The sequence below is a fragment of the Pseudarthrobacter sp. NKDBFgelt genome (assembly GCF_046097905.1).
In the GTDB taxonomy this organism is placed as follows: Bacteria; Actinomycetota; Actinomycetes; order Actinomycetales; family Micrococcaceae; genus Arthrobacter; species Arthrobacter polychromogenes.
Genome location: NZ_JBJURL010000007.1, coordinates 1 through 20,443, shown reverse-complemented (window position 1 = coordinate 20,443; position 20,443 = coordinate 1). Strand labels below are relative to the sequence as shown.

General features: G+C 65.8%; 18 protein-coding genes, 1 pseudogene and 1 riboswitch. Of the genes and pseudogenes, 8 read left to right on the top strand and 11 right to left on the bottom strand.

The features are described from left to right. Positions 1-6 precede the first annotated feature (6 nt). Positions 7-120: riboswitch (SAM riboswitch) on the bottom strand. 310 nt (positions 121-430) lie between these two features. Then, positions 431-2,839: an OpgC domain-containing protein gene (gene opgC, locus ACKAE7_RS03120; protein WP_408978490.1), complete on the top strand. Its 2,409-nt coding sequence runs from the start codon at positions 431-433 to the stop codon at positions 2,837-2,839. 55 nt (positions 2,840-2,894) lie between these two features. Here opgC and ACKAE7_RS03115 read toward each other — a convergent pair whose 3' ends face one another. From ACKAE7_RS03115 to ACKAE7_RS03100, 4 genes are all read right to left on the bottom strand, one after another. Next, positions 2,895-3,485, bottom strand: a complete 591-nt coding sequence (locus ACKAE7_RS03115) for a GNAT family N-acetyltransferase (protein ID WP_408978489.1) — start codon at positions 3,483-3,485, stop codon at positions 2,895-2,897. 164 nt (positions 3,486-3,649) lie between these two features. Further along, positions 3,650-3,907 carry a hypothetical protein gene (locus tag ACKAE7_RS03110; protein WP_188812043.1) on the bottom strand — a complete coding sequence of 86 codons (258 nt, stop codon included), beginning with the start codon at positions 3,905-3,907 and terminating at the stop codon, positions 3,650-3,652. A 242-nt stretch (positions 3,908-4,149) separates the two neighbouring features. Next, entirely contained in the window at positions 4,150-4,614 is a 465-nt protein-coding gene (locus tag ACKAE7_RS03105) for a pyridoxamine 5'-phosphate oxidase family protein (protein ID WP_104188559.1), read from the bottom strand. Between the two features lie 66 nt (positions 4,615-4,680). Beyond that, on the bottom strand, positions 4,681-5,616 hold the full coding sequence (locus ACKAE7_RS03100) for an aminodeoxychorismate lyase (RefSeq protein ID WP_190612619.1): 936 nt from the start codon (positions 5,614-5,616) through the stop codon (positions 4,681-4,683). Positions 5,617-5,715: 99 nt separating this feature from the next. Here ACKAE7_RS03100 and cls point away from each other — a divergent pair, with 99 nt between their 5' ends. Then, the gene (cls, locus tag ACKAE7_RS03095; RefSeq protein ID WP_188812176.1) at positions 5,716-7,188 is read left to right on the top strand and encodes a cardiolipin synthase; all 1,473 of its coding nucleotides are present in this window, start codon (positions 5,716-5,718) and stop codon (positions 7,186-7,188) included. Positions 7,189-7,264: 76 nt separating this feature from the next. Here cls and pabB read toward each other — a convergent pair whose 3' ends face one another. The 7 genes from pabB to ACKAE7_RS03060 form a co-directional block, all read right to left on the bottom strand. Beyond that, positions 7,265-9,319 (bottom strand): aminodeoxychorismate synthase component I, encoded by a 2,055-nt coding sequence (gene pabB / locus ACKAE7_RS03090; RefSeq protein WP_408978488.1) that lies wholly within the window; start codon positions 9,317-9,319, stop codon positions 7,265-7,267. Positions 9,320-9,335: 16 nt separating this feature from the next. Beyond that, on the bottom strand, positions 9,336-9,458 hold the full coding sequence (gene ykgO, locus ACKAE7_RS03085) for a type B 50S ribosomal protein L36 (RefSeq protein WP_011693081.1): 123 nt from the start codon (positions 9,456-9,458) through the stop codon (positions 9,336-9,338). Between the two features lie 53 nt (positions 9,459-9,511). Beyond that, the gene (locus ACKAE7_RS03080) at positions 9,512-10,642 is read right to left on the bottom strand and encodes a GTP-binding protein (RefSeq protein ID WP_408978487.1); all 1,131 of its coding nucleotides are present in this window, start codon (positions 10,640-10,642) and stop codon (positions 9,512-9,514) included. Between the two features lie 68 nt (positions 10,643-10,710). Next, the gene (locus tag ACKAE7_RS03075; protein WP_190612622.1) at positions 10,711-11,250 is read right to left on the bottom strand and encodes a low molecular weight protein-tyrosine-phosphatase; all 540 of its coding nucleotides are present in this window, start codon (positions 11,248-11,250) and stop codon (positions 10,711-10,713) included. A gap of 114 nt (positions 11,251-11,364) precedes the next feature. Continuing rightward, the gene (locus ACKAE7_RS03070; protein ID WP_181038179.1) at positions 11,365-11,988 is read right to left on the bottom strand and encodes a LysE family transporter; all 624 of its coding nucleotides are present in this window, start codon (positions 11,986-11,988) and stop codon (positions 11,365-11,367) included. A gap of 102 nt (positions 11,989-12,090) precedes the next feature. Beyond that, positions 12,091-12,909 (bottom strand): methyltransferase domain-containing protein, encoded by an 819-nt coding sequence (locus tag ACKAE7_RS03065; RefSeq protein ID WP_190612623.1) that lies wholly within the window; start codon positions 12,907-12,909, stop codon positions 12,091-12,093. A 9-nt stretch (positions 12,910-12,918) separates the two neighbouring features. Next, positions 12,919-13,449: a MarR family transcriptional regulator gene (locus ACKAE7_RS03060; RefSeq protein WP_190612624.1), complete on the bottom strand. Its 531-nt coding sequence runs from the start codon at positions 13,447-13,449 to the stop codon at positions 12,919-12,921. A gap of 197 nt (positions 13,450-13,646) precedes the next feature. On the opposite strand from ACKAE7_RS03060, the gene ACKAE7_RS03055 reads away from it, so the two are divergent. The 6 genes and pseudogenes from ACKAE7_RS03055 to ACKAE7_RS03030 all read left to right on the top strand — a co-directional run. Next, entirely contained in the window at positions 13,647-15,839 is a 2,193-nt protein-coding gene (locus ACKAE7_RS03055; protein ID WP_190612625.1) for an efflux RND transporter permease subunit, read from the top strand. A 48-nt stretch (positions 15,840-15,887) separates the two neighbouring features. After that, positions 15,888-16,148, top strand: coding sequence for a hypothetical protein (locus ACKAE7_RS03050; protein WP_188812053.1), 261 nt, complete (start codon positions 15,888-15,890; stop codon positions 16,146-16,148). 250 nt (positions 16,149-16,398) lie between these two features. After that, positions 16,399-18,288 (top strand): molecular chaperone DnaK, encoded by a 1,890-nt coding sequence (gene dnaK, locus ACKAE7_RS03045; protein ID WP_190612626.1) that lies wholly within the window; start codon positions 16,399-16,401, stop codon positions 18,286-18,288. Between the two features lie 2 nt (positions 18,289-18,290). Continuing rightward, the gene (locus ACKAE7_RS03040; RefSeq protein ID WP_188812055.1) at positions 18,291-18,995 is read left to right on the top strand and encodes a nucleotide exchange factor GrpE; all 705 of its coding nucleotides are present in this window, start codon (positions 18,291-18,293) and stop codon (positions 18,993-18,995) included. Positions 18,996-19,073: 78 nt separating this feature from the next. Beyond that, positions 19,074-20,045 carry a DnaJ C-terminal domain-containing protein gene (locus tag ACKAE7_RS03035; RefSeq protein WP_188812057.1) on the top strand — a complete coding sequence of 324 codons (972 nt, stop codon included), beginning with the start codon at positions 19,074-19,076 and terminating at the stop codon, positions 20,043-20,045. Between the two features lie 15 nt (positions 20,046-20,060). Continuing rightward, positions 20,061-20,384: pseudogene (locus ACKAE7_RS03030) on the top strand (heat shock protein transcriptional repressor HspR); the annotation flags it as partial. Between the last annotated feature and the right edge of the window lie 59 nt (positions 20,385-20,443).

Below are 20,443 nucleotides of genomic sequence, written 5' to 3'. Positions count from 1 at the left end.
CTCCTTCTCTCACGCTTGCAGCTCGAATGGTCGATATGCCGAGTATTCACCTGAGGCACCCCGCCGTGGAAGGAGGGTTGCCGACCGGCCAGTCAGGGCTTGGCGCCGGTACTCATTACTCCCCAAAAACGTAACACTTGCCGCCCGGCGCTGCACCGCCGTCGTCGTCATGTTGCGTAACTGAAGGATGCAGGGCGGACCGCGGCGCAAAAGACGCGTCCGCCGCCTCTCTTTAACTTACGACGGCGACGCCACCTTGGGTGCGCGGGCGCCAGGTGCCTGCCGCCCCCGTCAGCCCGATAAAGTTTCTGCAGGGGCGCTCCGCCCCGCCACTGGAGAAATCAGTCCCTGGGGGGTCTTCATCAGCACGCAATCCGATGCCGCGTCCACACGTCCCGCCCGGAGCCGCCGGCTGCGGCCCCTCCACCGGATGGCTGCGCTCCTCGCCGCCGTGCTGATGGCCGTCCTGGCGGTGGTGGTGCCCGCCGGGTCAGCGCAGGCAGCGCGGAGCTTCCCGGAGGAAGGCAAGCCGCTGCTGGGGGCAGTCCTCGAATGGGGAGAGGACACCGCCGGCGGCTTCTCCGAACGGCTCAGGGCATCCCCCGCAATCTTCGGACACGACATCGCCTTCCCGTTCCGTGCCGCGGAGGAGAACGATATCCGGGGCTTCCTGGAGCAATCCGCCGGGCAGGGTGCCCATGTGATGCTCACGGTGAGGCCTGCTGTCCCGCTGGACCAGGTCACCGCTGACGCTGCCGCGGCCTTCGCTGGGGAAGTGCGCCGGTTGCAGGGGGATTTCAATGGCCAGCTGCTCATCCGCTTTGCGCCGGACATGAATGCCAGCTGGGTGGAATGGGGCCAGCAGCCGGGCGACTACCGGCTGGCATTCCGGGCGGTAACGGCGGCGTTTCGGGATGCCGGCGCCAGCTATGTCATGGTGTGGGAGCCGTACCTGGGCAAGGACTACCCCTTTGACCGGAACCGGAATGCGCCCGGGCCCGGAACTGAGGGATTCTCCCTGCTGGACACTAATGGGGACGGCGCCTGGAATGGCTCGGACAAAGCCTACGAACCCTACTTCCCGGGAGACGACGCCGTGGACTGGGTGGGCCTGACGGCCTACCACGATGACACCGCAGGGGGCGCCGCCGTCAATACCGTACCCCGCACCGGTGAGCTGCAGGAGATGCTCACGGCCTCCGGCGGGGAGAACTTCTACGGGACATATGCCGCGGGGCTGGACAAGCCTTTCATGCTGCAGACTTCAGCCTTCTACAGCCCGTCCTCCGGAGGCGCTGCGGAAGGGGAGATCAAGAACGGCTGGTGGGATCAGGTCCTGGGCGTTGCCGCGTCACCCGACTTTGCACTGACCGGGGCAGTGGTCTGGGACGAACGCACCAGCACACGGGACACCGGGGTGGCCAGCATCGACTGGCGGCTCACCGGAAACGCCGGTATTGCGGACGCTGCCCACACCCGGCTTGAGAAGTCGCCTGTGCTGACGGGGCCTGTTACCGATGTCAGCTCGGGTCCCGGGTTCGTCAGGTCCAATACGCTTTCGGGGGCTGCCGCCTGGACCGTTGGGGCCGCGCTCATCATCCTCCTGGTGGCGCTGTGGCAGCTCCCCGCCAGGTTGAGTGCGGTCACGGCGTGGGGCTACAGCGATCCGTCCGGCAGGGACTCACGCGTGGACCTGCTCCGCGGCCTGGCCATCGTGTTCGTGGTGGTGAACCACCTGGGCATGGTGTCGCTGTTCCAACTCCTGACCCAGGAAGCGGTGGGCTTCGTTTCGGGTGCCGAGCTGTTCGTCCTGTTCTCCGGCCTGGTGGTGGGCATGGTCTACGGGCCCAGGGCGAAGGACGATTTTGGAACGGTGGTGGACCTCACCTCGCGCCGGGCAGGCAAGCTCTACGTAACGGCGCTCGTGGTGCTGGTGGGCGTCTTCCTCCTGTCGCTGCTGCCTTTCTTCCGGACCGAGGCGCTCACAACGTTCGTGGACCAGGGCACCGGCGGGGCAGGACACGACGGAGCCGGACGCACCTACGATCTTTACGCGGGCATGGAATCGCTGTTCCAGTTCCCTGTGCCGGCGCAGGTGCTTCCCGCCATCCTGCTGCTCCAGTTCGGGCCGTGGCAGTTCAACGTGATGGGCCTCTACGTGGTGCTGCTGCTGGCCAGCCCGCTGATCCTGGCCGCCCTCAACCGCGGCAAAACTGTCTGGGTGCTGGCGGCATCACTGGCCGTGTACGCGGTGGGTACGGTGACGCGTTTCCGGCTCTTGCCGTCGCAGTTCGAGGATTCATTCCCCTTGCTGGTGTGGCAGGTGCTGTTCGTCATCGGCCTGGCGGCCGGGTTCCACCGGCGGGGCATCGTGGCCTGGCTTTCAGCGCACACGTGGGTGGTGGCGGCCTGCACTGCCCTGGCCTTCGCGTTCGCTTTTATGTCCTGGGGCAACCCGTACCTGGCCAACGGGTTTGACGTGCGACTGGCGATCATCCCGGACACCGCGTACCGGGCCATGTACGACCTGTTCTTCGGGCGCACCTACCTTGCCCCGGGCCGGTTGCTCAACGTCCTGGTCCTGGTGGTGGCGGCGTATGCCTTCCTCACCGCGTACTGGAAACCGGTACAGCGCGCCTTGGGCTGGTTCCTGGTTCCCCTGGGCCGAGCAACCCTCTACGTGTTCATCATGCATGTGGTCCTCATCGCCGTGATCGCCAACATTTCGGTGCTCCAGCAAGAGAACATCCTCATCAACACCCTGGCCTACGCCGTGGTGCTGGGGCTCCTCTGGGTAATGGTGCGGACGCGGTTCCTCTTCAAAATCATCCCCACCTGAGGATGCGCCCCGGCGCGCAGCCCGTGCGCTCTTGCCGGGGGCTGACAGGAGGGGCTCAGGCGTGCGGCAGGATCAGCTGGTGAAGCAGGTGGTCCTGCCACTGCCCCGCGATTTTCAGGTATTCCGGCGCGACCCCGATCTCCCGGAACCCTGCACGCTGCAGGATCCGCCGCGACGCTGTGTTGTGGGGCAGGGTTGCCGCCTGGATACGGTGAAGCCCAAGCGTCGTCCGGGCGTAGTTGGCTGCGTGGAGAACGGCGGCTGTGCCGATCCCTTGCCCGGTGAGTTCGTGGTCCACCCAGTAGCCCAGATTGGCACTGAGGAAGGGGCCGTGCACGATTCCCGTCAGCGTGACCGCCCCAACCACGCGTCCGGCTCGGTGGCCTGCGCGCACTGTGCCTCCGCCGTCGTCCTCTCCTTCGACCAATACCCAGGGGACTTCGGTGCCTAACGCGTGCTGGGCGAGTTTGGCGCGGATGATGTCCGCCTGGTGTCCGCTGGTGAAGAACCTGTCAGTGCGTTTCGGCTCCCAAGGAGCCAGGTGCTCCAGATTGCGCTGATAGGCCCTGGCCAAGGCAGGGGCATCCGCGACCTCGAGCAACCGGATGAGGAGTCCTCCGCGCAGATAAGCGCTGCTGCCAGTCATGTACCGGGCACCTTTCAGGGGGGTGCTCCGCAGACGGAGCAACGTTTACGCGACCGAAATGATTCGGCATCCGGCGGCAGGTAGGAGTCCCCGGATACAGGAACGGCGTGGACCCCGGTGCCGAAAGCACGTGGTCCACGCCGTTATCTGTCTACTGCGGCTTGTTATACGAGTCCGGGGTAGCTCGCCAGGATGTAATCGGCGGCAGCCGGGCCCTTCATGCGCAGCCCGTTGTGGCCGGAAGCAATCCTGCGGTGGTTCATGGCTGCCCAAAACTCGGATTCCGGTCCGGGCTTCTGCTGGTTGATAAAGCACCAGCTGGTGTACAGGCCGTACAGGCGGTCGCGGTCCAGCGTGGATTCCGAGGCCTGGTCGAGGTAGGTGGCTTCTTTGAGAAAGAGGTCGAACTGCGAATGTGCCAAGACGGCTTCCCTTCGCTAAGTGCGGTGGTACTGCCGTTCGGCTACAGCAGCTAACCTCAATGCCGTGCACGGGGCAATGGAGTGTGGATGAAGGTGTCACTGCCGCATCTACAATGTAGACTTTACCCGTAGACAACCAATCAAGCAAGCGTATGGACTATCCATCCCCACCGGTCAGCCGCCGCCCCCAACTGCCCATCCGGCGTCGGAAATTTCCTGCCGCCGGAGAGCCTTGGACACCACTATTCGAAGGAAGCGCGGCGCCTGTCCTGCGCCCGGGTTGCCCAGACGTCCGGGCGGTTCACCTTGAAGCGGCGGCCCGTCAGCGCCCGGGCTGAGAGCCGGATGTAGTTCGCCTTTTCGCCCGGCTGCCACGGCTCGAGACCCAAGCTGTCTACGGCATCCTTGTCCGCCTGGTCCTCGATGACCTGGGTGTCTCCGCGCAGCACCACGCTCCACGCCTCTTCGGTGTGGGGATCGTAGCCGTCAATTTCCAGGGCCGCAGGCCGTTCGGACAGGGCGCTCCAGAGCTTGGTGACGCCGGCCGTCCGGAAGGCGATGCTCCGGCGGTGCACCACATAGTTGATCGGGAAGATCTCCGGGTGGCCATCAACCACCACGGCAAGGCGGCCGACTGTGTCATTGGCCAGGAGTTCCCAGCATTCGTCAAAGGTCAGGGTGCCATCCGGCTGCGTCTGCGAGTCCATGAACCACACCTTACGGCCACTGTCCCTGCGGAACCTAGAGTGCAACGGCCCGAATCGCAGGCCGGCCTACTGGATGCCCGCGAACAGCCCGTTCAGTTCCGCAGTGAGCTCCTTTTGCACTGACGGCGTCCCTACCTGCTTGCCGTCGATGTGGTTGACCGGTGCCAGCAGGCGGACGCTGGAAATCAGCCACACAGCATCGGCGTCCAGCAGGTCCTGGGGCTCCAGCGGGCCGTAGCCCAGGTCCCAGCCGGCTGCCTTGGCGGCGGTGAACAGCGCCCCCTGCGACGTTCCGGGCAGGATGCCGCTGTCCAGCTGCGGTGTGATCAGGCGCTTCACAGACGTGCCGTCGTCGGCCTTTTCCACGTGGGCCAGCAGCACGGTGGACGTGGGACCCTCCAGGACCCTGCCGTCCGAGGAGATGAAGATGACGTCGTCCGCGCCCTGTTTATGGGCGTGGCGGAGGGCGGCCATGTTGACGGCGTAGGAGAGTGTTTTGGCGCCGAGCAGCAGCCAGGGTGCGCGCTCGGCGGCGTCGCTGTCATAGCCGCGGTCCAGGAGGATTACGTCGATCCCGGTTTCGCGCTGGCGGCGGGCGCCTGCGCCCACAGGCGAGACCTGGACCCAGCAGTTGGGGGCAGTTGCGCCTTCCACGCCGCGGGTCACCACGAGTTTCACCACCAGTTCATCCCCGTCCCCGGCCCCCGCCCCGGGAGGGTTCTGGGCCCGGTGCTCGGACAGCGCGGTAGCAATGGCGCGGCGCCACTCGTCCTGGCCCGGAATGGAGAGGTCAAGCGCGTCTGCGGAGCCGGCAAGGCGGTCCAGGTGGGCCTGGATCTTGCGGACGTTTCCGCCCACCGCCAGCATGGTCTCGAAGACGCCGTCGCCCCGGGTGGCGCCCTGGTCTGTCACCATCAGCTGCGGCTGCGAGGCGTCGGCCAGCCGGCCGTCAGGGAAGGTGGGGTCGAGGATAACGAGAACCACGGGCGCAGGAGAGGTCATGGGTCCAGCTTAGTGCGGTGCCCCACCGATAAGCTGGGCGGAGTGCCCCGGCTGGAAACCGTCCGCCGGAGCTCATTTTTCCGGGGGTTATCGCACGTGTTGTGGCCATTTTCGCTTGCCGGCACCGCTCCAGGCTGGCTGGTTGTGGTGCTGGGTATCGCCGACCTGGTGATCAGGGTGCTGGCTGTGGGCATCATTCCCGGCAACAGGCGGCCCACCACGGCCATGGCCTGGCTCCTGGGTATCTTCTTCGTCCCGTTCGTGGGCATCATCCTGTTCCTCCTGTTCGGCAACTTCAAACTTTCCAGCCGCCGGAGGGAGCAGCAGCAGCAGGTCAACGAAAGGGTGCGGGCCGGGATCTCCTCCCTCGCCGACGTCGAAAGCGACTACCCGGGACCTGAATGGGTCAAGTCTGCCGGTGAACTGAACCGCAGGCTGGGCTCCCTGCCCATGGTGGACTGCAACTCGGTGGACCTCATCCCCGGCTACCCGGATTCCCTGCTTGAAATGACGAACGCCGTCCGCAAGGCGAAGAAGTTCGTCAACGCCGAGTTCTACATCATGAGCACGGACCACATCACCGACGAGCTCCTGGAAGCCATGGAGGAAGCCGCGGAACGGGGCGTGGAAGTCCGCGTGCTGTTCGACCACATCGGCACGCTCCGGGTGCAGGGCTACCGGAAGCTGCTGAAGCGGCTGCGCGCCGGCAAGATCCAGTGGAAGCGGATGCTTCCGCTGCTGCCCATCCACGGCCAGTGGCGCCGGCCGGACCTCCGCAACCACCGGAAGATCATGGTGATCGACGGCGAAATCGCCTTCACGGGGTCACAGAACCTGATTGAGCCTTCCTACAACAACCCCCGCCACCGCAAGGCAGGCCGGGAATGGGTGGAGCTGATGGCTTGCCTGCGCGGGCCCATCGTCACCACGCTGAACGTTGTTTTTGCCACCGACTGGCTCAGCGAAACGGACGAATCGCTGGAGCACCAGCTGCAGCTCCCGGCCAACACGGAACCGGGGAACGTCACCGCCCAGGTGGTTCCCAGCGGCCCGGGGTTCATCACCGAGAACAACCTGCGCCTGTTCAACACCCTGATCTACTCGGCCCAGCACAGGATTTCCATCTGCAGCCCCTACTTTGTGCCGGACGACTCCCTGCTCTACGCCATCACCACAGCTGCCCAGCGCGGCGTGGAGGTGGAGCTGTTCGTGTCCGAGAAGGGCGACCAGTTCCTGGTGCACCACGCCCAGCGGTCCTACTACGAGGCCCTGCTGGAGGCCGGTGTCCGGATCTACCTCTACAAGGCCCCGTTTGTACTCCACGCCAAGCACTTCACCATCGACGACGAGGTGGCGGTCCTCGGCTCCAGCAACATGGACATGCGCTCCTTCTCCCTGAACCTGGAGGTATCCGTGATGCTGCTGGGAGAAGACATCGTCACCAAGATGCGGGCGGTGGAGGACACCTACCGGGACATCTCCCACGAGCTCAAACTGACGGACTGGATCAACCGGCCCCTGGCGGCCCGCTACGTGGACAACGTGGCGAGGCTGACCGCCACCGTCCAGTAAAACCTAGGAGTTTTTGTCCACTTGTGCAGGGTTTGCCGGTCCTGAAGCCTGCATATCTGGACAAAAACTCCGGGGTTCAGGCGTCCGGAAAGCCCGCTCCCAGCGTGGAGAGGACGCCGAACGCCTTGGTGCGGATTTCCTGGTACTCGTCCTCCGGATCTGAATCCGCGGTGATGGCACCGCCGACGCCGAGCGTCAGTTCCGCTGTTCCGTCGCCCCGGGCGTTGATCACCAGGGTCCGGATCGCGACGGCGAGGTCCGTGGCCCCGTTCAACGAAAAGTAGCCGATCGCTCCGGAGTAGACCCCGCGGGCGCCGCCTTCCAGGCCGTCCAGGATGGCCATGGTGCTGATCTTGGGTGCGCCGGTCATGGATCCGGCGGGGAAGCAGGCGGCCACGGCCTCGGCGCGGGAGGAGCCGGGCTTCAGTTGCGCGTCGATGGTGCTCACCATCTGGTGGACGGTGGCGTAGCTTTCAATGGCGCAGAGCCTGCTGACGGTGACCGAACCGGGGACGGCGAAGTGGCTGAGGTCATTGCGGAGCAGGTCCACGATCATGATGTTTTCGGCGCGGTCCTTCAGCGCGGTGGCAAGGTCGGTTCGAAGTTTGGCGTCCTCGGCGGCGTCTGCACCCCGGCGGCGGGTTCCCTTGATGGGCTCGGCGCGCATCCCGCCGTCGGCCGCGATCTTCAGGAACCGCTCGGGCGAGGTGCTGGCCACCGTGAGGCTGCCCAGGCGCAGGTAACTGGCAAAGGGTGCGGGATTCCTGCGGCGCAGCGCCAGGTACGTGGTCCATGGATCCAGGGCATCACCCGGTATGTCCGCGGACAGGGCGGTGGTCAGGCAGACCTCGTAGGAGTTCCCCTCGCTGATCTGGTGCTGTGCCGCAGAGATTTTGGCCAGGTACTCCGCACGGGTGTCCCGGCTGCGGAAGGCCGGCGCTGCCGGGAGGACGACGCCGTTGCTGCCGCCGGCTTGCGCTGCCGGCCCGGCGGTTTCCACGGCGGCCCGCGCGTGGACCAGCCAGTCATCGGCATCGGGGGCGTCGAGTGCCAGGAGCCAGGCGGCTCCTTCCGCATGGTCCAGGACCACGGCCCTTCCGGCGAAGATGAGTGCGGCATCGGGGGTGGGGGAGGGAAGGTCGGTCCCGCCGGTCTCGCGCTTGAGTTCGTAGCCCAGGCAGCCTAGCCAGCCGAGCGCGAAGCTGCCTGGGTACGCATCGGGAATGTCGACGGCGGAAAGCCCCCATACGGTGTCCAGCCAACGGAAGAAGGGGCCCTGCACGGTGGCGGTGGCGCACCCCGCGCTGAGCAGGCTGTGGCCTGAACGGTGCGTTACCGACTGGCCGAACGTGCCGCCGTCGTCCGCCATGATGCTGAAGCGGCTGCGCGCCGCAGCCTCCCCGGCATCCGTGTCCGGGGCAGCTCCTGCGTTCGAGGAGTCCAGCCAGACGGCGTTGGACGAGCGGCCGTAGAGGGAGTCGAAGAGTCCCGCGGCGTCCGGACGGACGTCCAGCCGTTCCGCGCGGAGGCGCAGTCCCCGGCGTGCTGACAACTCCGGTGCCAGGGCGGGGGCCAGCGCCGGAAGGTAGGGGAGGACCTGCAGCACGTCGGCCGGTGCCGAGCCGTCGGCGGGGTTACGCACGCGGATGTCGGCATCGAGGGGAACGTTGTCCGCCGCGAGCCACTCCTCTTCCTGCGCCGCCCACTGGTCCCAGAACGGCTCATAGGTTTCGCCGTCCCGGTCCAGCGCCCGGGTCCGGCGGACGTCGTCCGGGGCCTCGGCCCAGATCACCGCGCTCAGCAGGGGGCGGGCCGCTGCTGCTGCCGCCCCCACGCCCTCCACGATGACGATCTCTGCCGGAAGCGTCACCCGGGGTTCGCCGTCGTAATGGTTCTCCCAGTCCCAGCAGACCCAGGAGGCAGCCTCCCCACGGCCCAGGGGCGTGAGCACCGTGGAAACATACCTCTCGATGCCCGCCGCCAGTCCATTCCATCCGGGGTATATGTCCTCGAGGTGGAACAGTGACACCTTGTGGTGGGCGCGCAGCCGGGCAGCCAGTTCGACGGCGAGCGTCGTTTTCCCAGCGCCGGAGCGTCCGTCAATGGCGATGATGACGGGGGCTGGGCTCATGGAGTAGAGCGTACCTTTATCCCTGCCGGGCTTTCATCCGCGGGTTCTTCTTGTTGATCACGAACGTCCGGCCGCGGCGCCGGACAATCTGGGCTCCCGGGATCTTCTTCAATGCGCGAAGTGAGTTGCGGACCTTCATGGTGTGCTCCTTGTGGGTTGATTGTTTTGTTGGTACTGGTGCGGGATTGAAGCTCAGCTGGCCTGTTCGAGGCCGAAGGGGTCGTGCAGGCCCTTGCCTGACGCCAGTTCCTCGTCGGTGAGCTGGCAGGAAGTGAGCAGGTGCTCGAATTCCGACGCGTCGAGGTCCTCGCCGGTGGCCGTGATAACCGTGGCGGCAGGCGCTGGCATTCCGCGGCCGGCAGTGACCTCCGTTGGAGGAACGTCGTCCCACGCCCCGGTATTCTCGAGCCAGATCCGGGGGCCGACGCCCTGGATGGCAATGCGGCATTCGGGCGCCGAGGCAATCCAGAGGTGCCCGCGCACCACGCAGCAGCCTTCCGCCAAGGTTGCCAGGGCCTGGCGGAAACGTCCGGGGTGCAGCGGCCGTTCAACGCGCTGGACAACAGTCATGAACGGTGAAGCATCGCTCGTTTCTGCGCCCCCGGTCCGTTCTGCGCCCATCCCATGCCCTGGCCCGAAGGACACTGTTCCGGGTGCCGTCCGGGCCAGCGACTCCAGGTAATGGTGACGTCCCGGGCGGACCTCACCTGCGCTGGACGCCAGGTCCGCGTGGGGTGCAAGCTGCCGGACCAGGTGCAGGCCCCGCTCCCGGCCCGCCGGGTCCGCTGGCACGATGTCCGGTTCCGTCAACAGGACGGTATCCGCAAAGGCCAATTCGCCGATGAGGCATTCGCCGGGCGTCCGCTCATCCTCCACCATGGGCGTGAAGCCGGATTCGAACAGCGTATGGGAGTCCCAGATGTGGTCCTCCAGCGCATCCGGAGCCAGCGCGAGGATCACGGAAGAGACGGTGGCACGGTCCGCCAGTTTTCCGTTCAGCGCTGTAACGGCCGCCTGCGCAGGGGTGGCCGGTGCCAGTCCGATGATGATGGGACCCGGGGTTCCCCTTCCCTGGCTGTCCTGGATCAGACGCTCAATGCCGGGCACCAGGTCCAGGCGGACGGCGCAGCTCAGGCACCCGTGCTCCAGGAAGGACTCCCCGCGTTCAATCTCGCCGGCCCCGGTGAAAGTCCGCCGGACCACGATTCCGTTTTCCAGCAGGTCGTGAAGGACCACGAGGCTTCCGGGGCGGGCGGCCGCCAGGTCCTCGCAGGCCTGCTGGCGGCAAAGGGCATCCAGGGAAGTGACAACGATGAGCTCCATATGCCCAGCCTAGTTGAGAATCATTCTCAACTACAACTGGAGGTTCGGAGTTTTGGCCCAGGTTCGGGTCAGTGGTCCTGCCGCTGCAGCTCCGCGCTGCGGAGCACGGCTGACTTGATGTGGTCCACGATGCCGGGGAGTGCTGCGTGGATTTGATGCCAGACGGCGTCGAAGTCGGCGTGTCCGCCATACCAGGGGTCCTCGATGCCCTGGTCCAGGAGATCCAGGCCCGCCACTGCGGGATCGAAGCTGCGGAGCATGCGGATCTTTTCCAGCGACTCCTGGTCCGGGGCGGCTTCGCTGAGCCAGGCGTAGTGGTCGATGTCCAGCGCAAGGATCAGGTCCCTGGAGTGGAACCAGTCCAGCTCCCATTCGCGGGCGATGTGCTGCTCCGATAGAAGCTGGGTGGCGGCGAGCCTGCGGGCGGCCCGGGGATCGATGGGGCGGCCGGCCTCGTAGCCCGTGGTTCCTGCCGAGTCCACCGCCACGAGGTGGTCCAGCCCCTCGCGTTCAAGGGCCGCGGCGAGCATGAGCTCAGCCATGGGGGACCGGCAGATGTTGCCGGTGCAGACGGCGATGACGCGGTATGGGCTCGACGCTGAGTTCATGAAACCAAGCATGCGCGCTATCGGCCCGATTGGCCAGAGGAGTGATTCATATTGCGTGACAGGCTTGTAAAGAAGTTTTCCCGCTCCGTCACGGATGCTGGCTGCGTGGGCGGCCTAGTGCATGACGGCCAGGAGGATGCCGACGCCGACGAAGAGCACGCCAAAGACCTTGCTGAGGACCATCTGTCCACGGGCTGAATGCGTAAACCGCTGGAAGGACCGGGCAGCTGCAGCGAAGAAGAACCACATCACCAGGATGTCGATTGCAATAATCGTGGCCGTCAGTACGGCGTACTGGGCGAGGAGCGGCTGTTCAGGCCTGATGAACTGGGGCATGAACGCCAGGAAGAAGATGATGGCCTTGGGGTTGAGCAGGTTTACCCACAGTCCCCGGCGGAAAATGGACCAGGCAGGTTCGTTCCGGAGGGATGCGGTTTGTTGCTCTTCGAGATTGGGTTTGCTCAGGAATTGCCTGATGCCCAGGTACACGAGGTAGGCGGCGCCGGCGAAGCGGATGACGTTGAAGGCGACGGGTGAGCTTGCCACCAGCACTCCCACGCCGAGCGCCACGATCACCACGTGGATCACCAGTGCTGCCTGCTGTCCAAGGATGCCCCAGATGGACCGGCGGAACCCGGCGTTCAGGGAATTGCTCATGGTGTTGATGGCTCCGGCGCCGGGCGTGAAGCTGATGAGCGTTCCGGCGCCCACCAGGGCGAGCCAAAGGGAGAATTGCACCATCCAAGTTTAGTGGCCGCTGACGCTGCTTAATCACCTGTCTGCCCTGCCTGCGGCCACAAATGCCGTACTGCGAGTGCGGCCGCCTGGACATGTACCGGCTCATGCCCTGGCGATGACCTCACCGTTGGGGATCAGGAACCACCCGTCGTCGGTGGAACCCCAGCGGTGCCACCCGGCCGAGATCCGGGCCAGGTCCGCGGGATTGGCGAAGCCGTATTCCAGCGCCTGCTCCGCGAAGGCGGAATGAAGCACGCGTTCCCCCCACACGCGCGCCTGCCACCGGCGCTGCTGGCTTGTGGCATAAAGCCAGTTGCTGCTGGAGGGTGCCACGTCGGTAAATCCCGCCGCCTGCGCCCAGCTGACCAGCCTCCGGCCGGCGTCGGGTTCCGCCCCGTTCCGCCGCGCGATGCGCTGGTAAAGCTCCATCCACTCGTCCAGCTCCGGAATGGCGGGATACCAGCTCATGCCGTGGAAATCGGCGTCGCGCACGGCAACGATGCCGCCGGGCTTGGCAACCCGCCGCATCTCACGGAGCGCCTCCACCGGGTCCGTAAGGTGCTGGAGCACCTGGTGGGCGTGGACGACGTCGAACGTCTCATCCTCGAAGTCCAGGTCGTAGATATTCCCGGCCACGAAGTCCACGTTGGAAACCTCGCGTTCCATGGCGAGCGCCTTTGCCTGGGCGATGATGTCCGGTGACCGGTCCAGGCCCGTCACCTTCCCCGGCGCCACCAGAACGGCGAAGTCGCACGTGATGGTGCCCGGGCCGCAGCCGACGTCGAGCACACCGGCCCCCGGTGTGAGGTGCGGCAGGACGAATGCTGCCGAATTCTCGGCGGTCCTGGCGGCATGGGCGCGGACCACGGATTCGTGGTGGCCGTGCGTGTAAACGTCGTCTTCAGGCTGCTGCGCACTCATAACCAAACGCTACCCCGGGGCGGGTGTGTCCGGCAGGCCAGCGGAAGACTCTTCGCGCGCAGCAACCGTGGCCTCCACCATGGCGGTCATGAACCGGGTGACAGTATCGAGCTCGTCAGCCGAGAATCCGGCCATGGCGCTGCCCATCTGGCGGGCGAGCGGAGCGAAGATGGCGCCGCCTTCCTGGAATGCCTTGGGCGTCATCCTGAGCTGGACCTGCCGGCGGTCCGAGCTGTGCCGCTCACGGGTCACGTGTCCGGAATGGTCCAGCCGGTCGATCAGGGCGGTGGTGGCGGGGGAGCTGAGGTGCAGTTCCTTCCGCAGGAGCCCCGGCGTGACCACATTCCCCTTGGCGGTGTGGCGCATGATGACGGCCAGCGCGTTGAGGTCTGTCCGGTGCATGTCCTTGCGGCCGCCTGCTGTGTCCACGTAGCGGTTGGCCTCGAGCGTGAATTCCTGCAGGAGGCGGACCAGGGGATGGGGCCCTCCGGCAGTCCCGGGAGGGCCGCCCTGCGGTGCCGGGCCGGTGCCGTCTGCCATGTCCACCTCCTGGTCGTCCCGATGCTTGGCCGCTTGCAGTGCAAACCGCGCATTGCGTACTGACGGATATTACTTCAGCGGCTGAGGCCCCTGATTACCGCGGAATGATGAAAAAGCTAGCCAGGCGCTTATCTCCATCATGGAGATACTCTAATATGGAACCAATGTTACTCCCCGCCCGTCGTCCGGAAGGCATCATGAAACACAAATCCGCAGGAACGGAACGCGTCCCGTTCTGGCTGCGCTGGCTGCTCCCCGTCATCCTGGTCCTGACGTGGCTGGCGCTCGCCGGCGTAGGAGGCCCCACTTTCGGCCGCCTCGAAGAGGTATCGTCCAACGACCAGGCCTCCTTCCTTCCCGCCAGTGCCGAGGCCACGGCCGCCCAGGACTGGCAGGCGAAGTTCCGGGACTCGGACGAGGTGCCCGGCGTGATCGTGATCGAGGGCAACGAAGCCTTCACCCCGGCCCAGTTCGGGGAAGTGGCGGGCCTCAAGGCGGAGCTGGAAGGGCTGCAGCTTGGCAGCGCAGTTGTGGGCCCGATTCCTTCCGAGGACGGCAAGGCGGTCCAGTTCATCGTGCCGATCGATTCGTCCGCGGAGGTCAAGGAGGCCGTCCAGGAGCTGCGGGACACCGTGGCCGAGTCCGCGCCGGCAGGAATGCAGACCTTTGTGACCGGCCCGGCCGGACTCGCAGCGGACCTTACAGCTGCTTTCGCCGGGATTGACGGAATTCTCCTCCTGGTGGCCCTGTCTGCGGTGTTTGTGATCCTCCTGATCGTCTACCGTTCCCTCCTGCTGCCCATCATGGTGCTCCTGACCTCCGTCTTTGCGTTGTGCGCGGCCATCCTGCTGGTGTTCGGCATGGCCAAGGCCGGGTGGATCCAGCTGAACGGCCAAAGCCAGGGCATCCTGTCCATCCTGGTCATTGGCGCCGCAACGGACTATGCACTCCTTTACGTTGCACGGTTCCGGGAGGCACTGACCCATACCACCAACCGCACCGCCGCCGTGCTCACCGCCTGGAAGGCATCCTTCGAGCCGATCCTGGCCTCCGGGGCCACCGTGATCATCGCCCTGCTGTGCCTGCTTTTCTCCGACCTGAATTCCAACAAGGCCCTTGGCCCCGTGGCTGCTGCCGGCATTCTTTGCTCCCTGTTCGCGGCCCTCACGCTGCTGCCGGCCCTGATGGCGCTCCTGGGCCGGGCGGCTTTCTGGCCGTTCCGCCCCAAGCTGGTCCCGGCGGAAGACCGTGAACCCGAGCTGGTGACCGGGCTGGAGGGCCAGAAGGGGCTGTGGCGCGCCACCGGATCCCTGGTCTCCCGGCGTCCGCGTGCCGTGTGGATCGCCTCGGTCCTCCTGTTGCTGGTCGCCTCGGCCGGCGTCCTGCAGCTCAAGGCCAACGGTGTTCCGCAGACAGACGTCATCCTCACCGCCTCCAACGCCGTGGACGGCCAGGACGCCCTGGCGCGCCACTTCGATGCCGGCAGCGGCAGCCCCGCCGTCGTGGTTGCGGACCAGGGCAAGGCGCAGGAGGTTCTTGACACAGTCAAGGCGGCCGACGGCGTAGGGGACGCCTATCTGCTGGCCCAGGGCAGCGTACCCATCACCGGGGCCCCCGGCGCTCCCAGCGCCCCCGACGTCCGCGACGGCAAGGTGCTCATCAACGCCACCCTGAACTCCGCCGCAGACTCCCTGGAAGCCGAGGAAGCGGTCAAGGCCCTGCGCGAAAACGTCAAGGCCGTGGACCCGGACGCCCTGGTGGGCGGCGTGACCGCGACGGCGCTGGATACCAACACCACCGCCCAGCGTGACCTGGTGATCATCATCCCCGTGGTCCTGGTGGTCATCCTCTTCATCCTGATGCTGCTGCTCCGCTCCGTCCTGGCGCCGGTGCTGCTGGTGCTCTCGGTGGTGCTGTCCTACGCGGCAGCCATGGGCGTTTCGGCTTTCGTCTTCAACAACATCCTGGGTTTTCCGGGCGCAGATGCCACCGTTCCGCTGTTCGGTTTCGTGTTCCTGGTGGCCCTCGGGGTGGACTACAACATCTTCCTGATGAGCCGGGTCCGTGAGGAATCGCTGAAGCACGGCACCCGCCCCGGCATCCTTCGCGGCCTGGGCGTCACCGGCGGGGTCATCACTTCCGCCGGAGTGGTCCTGGCTGCCACCTTCGCCGCCCTGGGTGTCATCCCCATCATGTTCCTGGTGCAGCTGGCGTTCATTGTGGCCTTCGGGGTGCTGCTGGACACCGTGCTGGTGAGGTCCCTGCTGGTGCCCGCCCTGGCGTACGACATCGGCCCCCGCATCTGGTGGCCCAGCAAGCTGGGGCGGCAGGAGGTTGCGGAGCGGCCGGACCGGGATGAAGCCCTGTTGGCCAAAACGCCTGCTGGATAGACTGCACTTGCGCCCGCATGGACGCGGAACTCAAAGGAGAGATGCACCATGACCGAGAACCAGGAATCCCCGGCCGAGCAGCCCCGCAAGGGAAGCACCGCCCCCGGGCTGGAAGGCGAGGGCGGGCAGTACGTGGACGGCGACTACGGTGATGCCGGGGCGGTGGGAGAGCCCGCCGGGAACCTTGAGGACGGCGAGTACCCGGACGGGGACTACGGTGACGCCGGCACTTCCGGTACAGCCCGCGAAGCCGATGCAGTCCGGGAAGAGCGGGACCCCCTGCACGACCGGCGCGACAGCGAGCGGTAGCACCTCAACACAAAGCAGGACGGCGGCGGTTCTCCAACAGCGAAATCGGAGAGCCGCCGTCGTCCGCTTTTAAATGCTGTTAGGCGCGCCAATGCTGGCGTGAGAGCTGATCCATGGAGCAGCTAAGGCGCAAAGTTGAGCGTACCTCACTCAACTCCGTGTTGACATCAAAAATGCCCTGAGTAAAGTTGAGTGCAGAACGCTCAATAGCGGGCGCCAACCAGTTTCCAAGGAAAGAAGGAAGCAACACATGTCACGTGCAGTAGGTATCGACCTCGGAACCACCAACTCCGTCGTCTCCGTTCTCGAAGGTGGCGAGCCCACCGTTATTGCCAACGCCGAGGGTGGCCGCACCACGCCGTCCGTCGTTGCATTCTCCAAGTCCGGCGAAGTCCTGGTGGGCGAAATCGCCAAGCGCCAGGCCGTCAACAACATCGATCGCACCATCGCCTCGGTGAAGCGCCACATGGGCACCCCCTGGACCGTCGCCATTGACGACAAGAAGTACACAGCGCAGGAAATCTCTGCGCGCACGCTCATGAAGCTGAAGAACGACGCCGAGTCCTACCTCGGTGAAAAGGTCACCGACGCCGTGATCACCGTCCCGGCGTACTTCAACGACGCCGAGCGCCAGGCAACCAAGGAAGCAGGCGAGATTGCAGGCCTGAACGTCCTGCGCATCGTCAACGAGCCCACCGCGGCAGCCCTGGCCTACGGCCTGGACAAGGGCAAGGAAGACGAACTCATCCTGGTCTTCGACCTCGGCGGCGGTACCTTCGACGTCTCGCTGCTGGAAGTGGGCAAGGACGAAGACAACTTCTCCACCATCCAGGTCCGCGCCACCGCCGGTGACAACCGCCTGGGCGGCGACGACTGGGACCAGCGCGTCGTTGACTACCTGCTCAACCAGCTCAAGGTCAAGGGCATCGACCTTTCCAAGGACAAGATCGCCCTCCAGCGCCTCCGCGAAGCCGCCGAGCAGGCCAAGAAGGAACTCTCTTCCTCTACCAGCACCAACGTCTCCCTCCAGTACCTGTCCGTCACCCCCGACGGCCCGGTCCACCTGGACGAGCAGCTGACCCGCGCCAAGTTCCAGGACCTCACCAAGGACCTGCTGGAGCGCACCAAGAAGCCGTTCCACGACGTCATCAAGGAAGCCGGCATCAAGCTCTCCGACATCGACCACATCGTGCTGGTGGGCGGTTCCACCCGTATGCCCGCTGTCTCCGAGCTGGTCAAGGAACTGGCCGGCGGCAAGGAGCCGAACAAGGGTGTGAACCCGGACGAGGTTGTGGCTGTTGGCGCAGCCCTGCAGGCCGGTGTCCTGAAGGGCGAGCGCAAGGACGTCCTCCTGATCGACGTCACCCCGCTGTCCCTCGGCATCGAAACCAAGGGCGGTGTGATGACGCACCTGATCGAGCGCAACACGGCCATCCCCACCAAGCGGTCCGAGACCTTCACCACGGCTGACGACAACCAGCCGTCCGTGGCCATCCAGGTCTTCCAGGGCGAGCGCGAATTCACCCGCGACAACAAGCCGCTGGGCACGTTCGAGCTGACCGGTATTGCTCCGGCTCCGCGCGGCGTTCCGCAGGTTGAGGTCACCTTCGACATCGACGCCAACGGCATTGTCCACGTGTCTGCGAAGGACAAGGGCACGGGCAAGGAACAGTCCATGACCATCACGGGCGGTTCCAGCCTCTCCAAGGAAGACATCGACCGCATGGTCAAGGATGCCGAGGAGCACGCAGCCGAGGACAAGGCCCGCCGCGAGGCAACCGACACCCGCAACACCGCCGAGCAGCTCGCCTATTCCGTGGACAAGCTGATCGCGGACAACGCCGACAAGCTGCCTGAAGAGGTCAAGACCGAGGTCCAGGCCGACGTTGACGACCTCAAGAAGGCACTCGAAGGCACCGACGACGCCGCCGTGAAGGCCGCCTTCGAGAAGCTCCAGGCTTCCCAGGGCAAGCTGGGCGAGGCCATCTACGCCCAGGCCGGTTCACCGGACGGTGCCACCGGCGCTGCAGGTGCTGAAGGCGCTGCGGGGTCCGCTGCCGGTGACAAGACGGGTTCTGCCGCGGGCGAAGAGGACATCGTTGACGCCGAAATCATCGACGAAGACGAAGCGAAGAAGTAGCCATGCCCCATCACGGTAACGAGGAAGAACACAACACTTCCACCGACCACGATCGCGCGGGCCAGAAGGGTGACAGCCATGAGCCGGTCATCCGGGACAACCGCAAGGTTGACCCGGTGACCGGGCAGGCCCGGCACCCTGAAGGGGGCAGCAGCTCCCACGGTGCAGGTTCGGCTTCCGGCACGGATTCCGACGGCGACGCCCTGGCCCAGGCTGAGGAGATCCTCAACGGCGTCGAGGTGCCGGCAGAAGAATCCGTGGCGCAGGGTTCCGCTGGAACGGGTTCGGCCAACGCTGAGGCGGCCGAGCTGCGGAACGACCTCCTCCGGCTGCAGGCCGAGTACGTCAACTACCGCAAGCGAGTTGAACGCGACCGCGCCGTGGCAGGGGAAATGGCCGTCATCGGCGTCCTGAACTCCCTGCTTCCGGTCCTGGACGACGTCGACGCAGCCCGCCAGCACGGCGACCTGGCCGACGGACCGTTTGCCGCGATCGCCACCAAGCTGGAGAACGCACTGAAGACGTACGGCCTGGTCCGCATCGACGAGACCGGCGTGGAGTTCGATCCCACGATCCACGAGGCCCTGATCCAGCAGCCCGGCGAGGACATCGAGGTTGACACCGTCAGCCAGGTGCTCCGCTCAGGCTACAAGTCAGGCGAACGCGTCCTCCGCGCAGCACAGGTCATCGTCGCAGTACCTGCGTAGCATTACTTTCGGTGGTTGAGCCGGCCAGTTTCCGGTTGGCTCAACCACCGACCCATAACTTTTTGAAAGGAAACGCCATTGGCTAGCCAGGATTGGGTGGACAAGGACTTTTACGCGATCCTTGGTATCGCCAAGGACGCTTCCGACGCCGACATCAAGAAGGCATACCGGAAGCTCGCCAGGCAGCACCACCCGGACACCAATGCGGGCAACGCTGCGTCGGAGAAGAAGTTCAAGGACATCTCCGAGGCCTATTCCGTGCTCTCGGATCCCGATGAGCGCCAGCAGTATGACGCCATCCGGGCCATGGGCGGCGGCGCGCGGTTTGCGCCGGGCGGAACCGGGGCGGGCAGCGCCGGGTTCGAGGACATGTTCGGTGGCCTGTTTACGGGCAACACCGGCCGGCACGCTGGCGGGTTCAACCCGTCCGCGGGCGGCATCCCGCCGGAGTTCGCTGACCTCTTCGGCGGCGGCTTCGGCCAGACCGGATTCCAGCGGACCCCGCAGAAGGGTGCGGACCGCACGGCCTCCACGAGCATTTCCTTCGCCGGGGCCATCCGCGGCACCACCATTGGCCTGCGGGAACCCAGCGGCGAAGTGATCGACGTCCGGGTGCCCGCCGGTATCAAGGACGGCCAGAAGGTCCGCGTCCGGGGGAAGGGCCAGCCTGGCGCAGCCGGTTACGGGGACCTGATGGTGTCCGTCGCCGTCCAGCCGCATGCGTTCTACACGCGCGACGGCGACAACCTCCGCATCCACGTCCCCGTCACCTTCCCAGAGGCTGCTTTGGGAGCGGACATCGAGGTGCCCACCATCGACGGCGAAAAGGTGCGGGTCCGTGTGCCGGCCGGTACGCCGTCGGGCCGCACCCTGCGGGTCAAGGGCAAAGGCGTCAAGACGTCCAAGGGAACCGGCGACCTGCTGGTGACCATCGACGTCGCCGTTCCCAAGAACCTGAACAAGGAAGCCGAAGCCGCGGTCAAGGCGTTTGCCGAGGCCACGGCCGGAGCCGATGTCCGTGAGGGCCTGGCCGCCAAGGCCCGGTTGTAACAGGGGAGGTGTGCTGTGGACGTCAGTGCTGACCAGCCTATCTTCGTGATTTCGGTCGCGGCTGAACTCGCGGACATGCACCCCCAGACGCTCCGGCAGTACGACCGGCTGGGCATCGTCTCGCCCAGCCGTGCGCCCGGCAAGTCCCGCCGCTACTCGCAGCGGGATATCAACATGCTCCGTGAAGTGCAGCGGTTGTCGCAGGAAGGCGTCTCGCTGGAAGGGATCAAGCGGATCCTGGAACTGGAGAACCAGGTGGCCGCCCTGCAGAGCAGGGTTTCGGAACTGACCGAGGAACTTGGCCGGCGTCGGCAGCCGCTGGACGCCCGGATCTTCGCGCCTCTTCGGAACTGAACTTCGTGTCCGTCAGGAAGAGGTGGCCGTTACGTTCAACGTAG

Bases quoted from the DNA above. Each gene is read 5' to 3' on its own strand.
- ACKAE7_RS03115 (WP_408978489.1), bottom strand. From the start codon at position 3,485: ATGACTGGCAGCAGCGCTTATCTGCGCGGAGGACTCCTCATCCGGTTG.
- ACKAE7_RS03100 (WP_190612619.1), bottom strand. From the start codon at position 5,616: ATGACCTCTCCTGCGCCCGTGGTTCTCGTTATCCTCGACCCCACCTTC.
- ACKAE7_RS03060 (WP_190612624.1), bottom strand. From the start codon at position 13,449: ATGGCAGACGGCACCGGCCCGGCACCGCAGGGCGGCCCTCCCGGGACT.
- pabB (WP_408978488.1), bottom strand. From the start codon at position 9,319: ATGAGCCCAGCCCCCGTCATCATCGCCATTGACGGACGCTCCGGCGCT.
- ACKAE7_RS03040 (WP_188812055.1), top strand. From the start codon at position 18,291: ATGCCCCATCACGGTAACGAGGAAGAACACAACACTTCCACCGACCAC.
- ACKAE7_RS03080 (WP_408978487.1), bottom strand. From the start codon at position 10,642: ATGGAGCTCATCGTTGTCACTTCCCTGGATGCCCTTTGCCGCCAGCAG.
- dnaK (WP_190612626.1), top strand. From the start codon at position 16,399: ATGTCACGTGCAGTAGGTATCGACCTCGGAACCACCAACTCCGTCGTC.
- ACKAE7_RS03105 (WP_104188559.1), bottom strand. From the start codon at position 4,614: ATGGACTCGCAGACGCAGCCGGATGGCACCCTGACCTTTGACGAATGC.
- ykgO (WP_011693081.1), bottom strand. From the start codon at position 9,458: ATGAAGGTCCGCAACTCACTTCGCGCATTGAAGAAGATCCCGGGAGCC.
- ACKAE7_RS03050 (WP_188812053.1), top strand. From the start codon at position 15,888: ATGACCGAGAACCAGGAATCCCCGGCCGAGCAGCCCCGCAAGGGAAGC.
- ACKAE7_RS03075 (WP_190612622.1), bottom strand. From the start codon at position 11,250: ATGAACTCAGCGTCGAGCCCATACCGCGTCATCGCCGTCTGCACCGGC.
- ACKAE7_RS03065 (WP_190612623.1), bottom strand. From the start codon at position 12,909: ATGAGTGCGCAGCAGCCTGAAGACGACGTTTACACGCACGGCCACCAC.
- opgC (WP_408978490.1), top strand. From the start codon at position 431: ATGGCTGCGCTCCTCGCCGCCGTGCTGATGGCCGTCCTGGCGGTGGTG.
- ACKAE7_RS03055 (WP_190612625.1), top strand. From the start codon at position 13,647: ATGAAACACAAATCCGCAGGAACGGAACGCGTCCCGTTCTGGCTGCGC.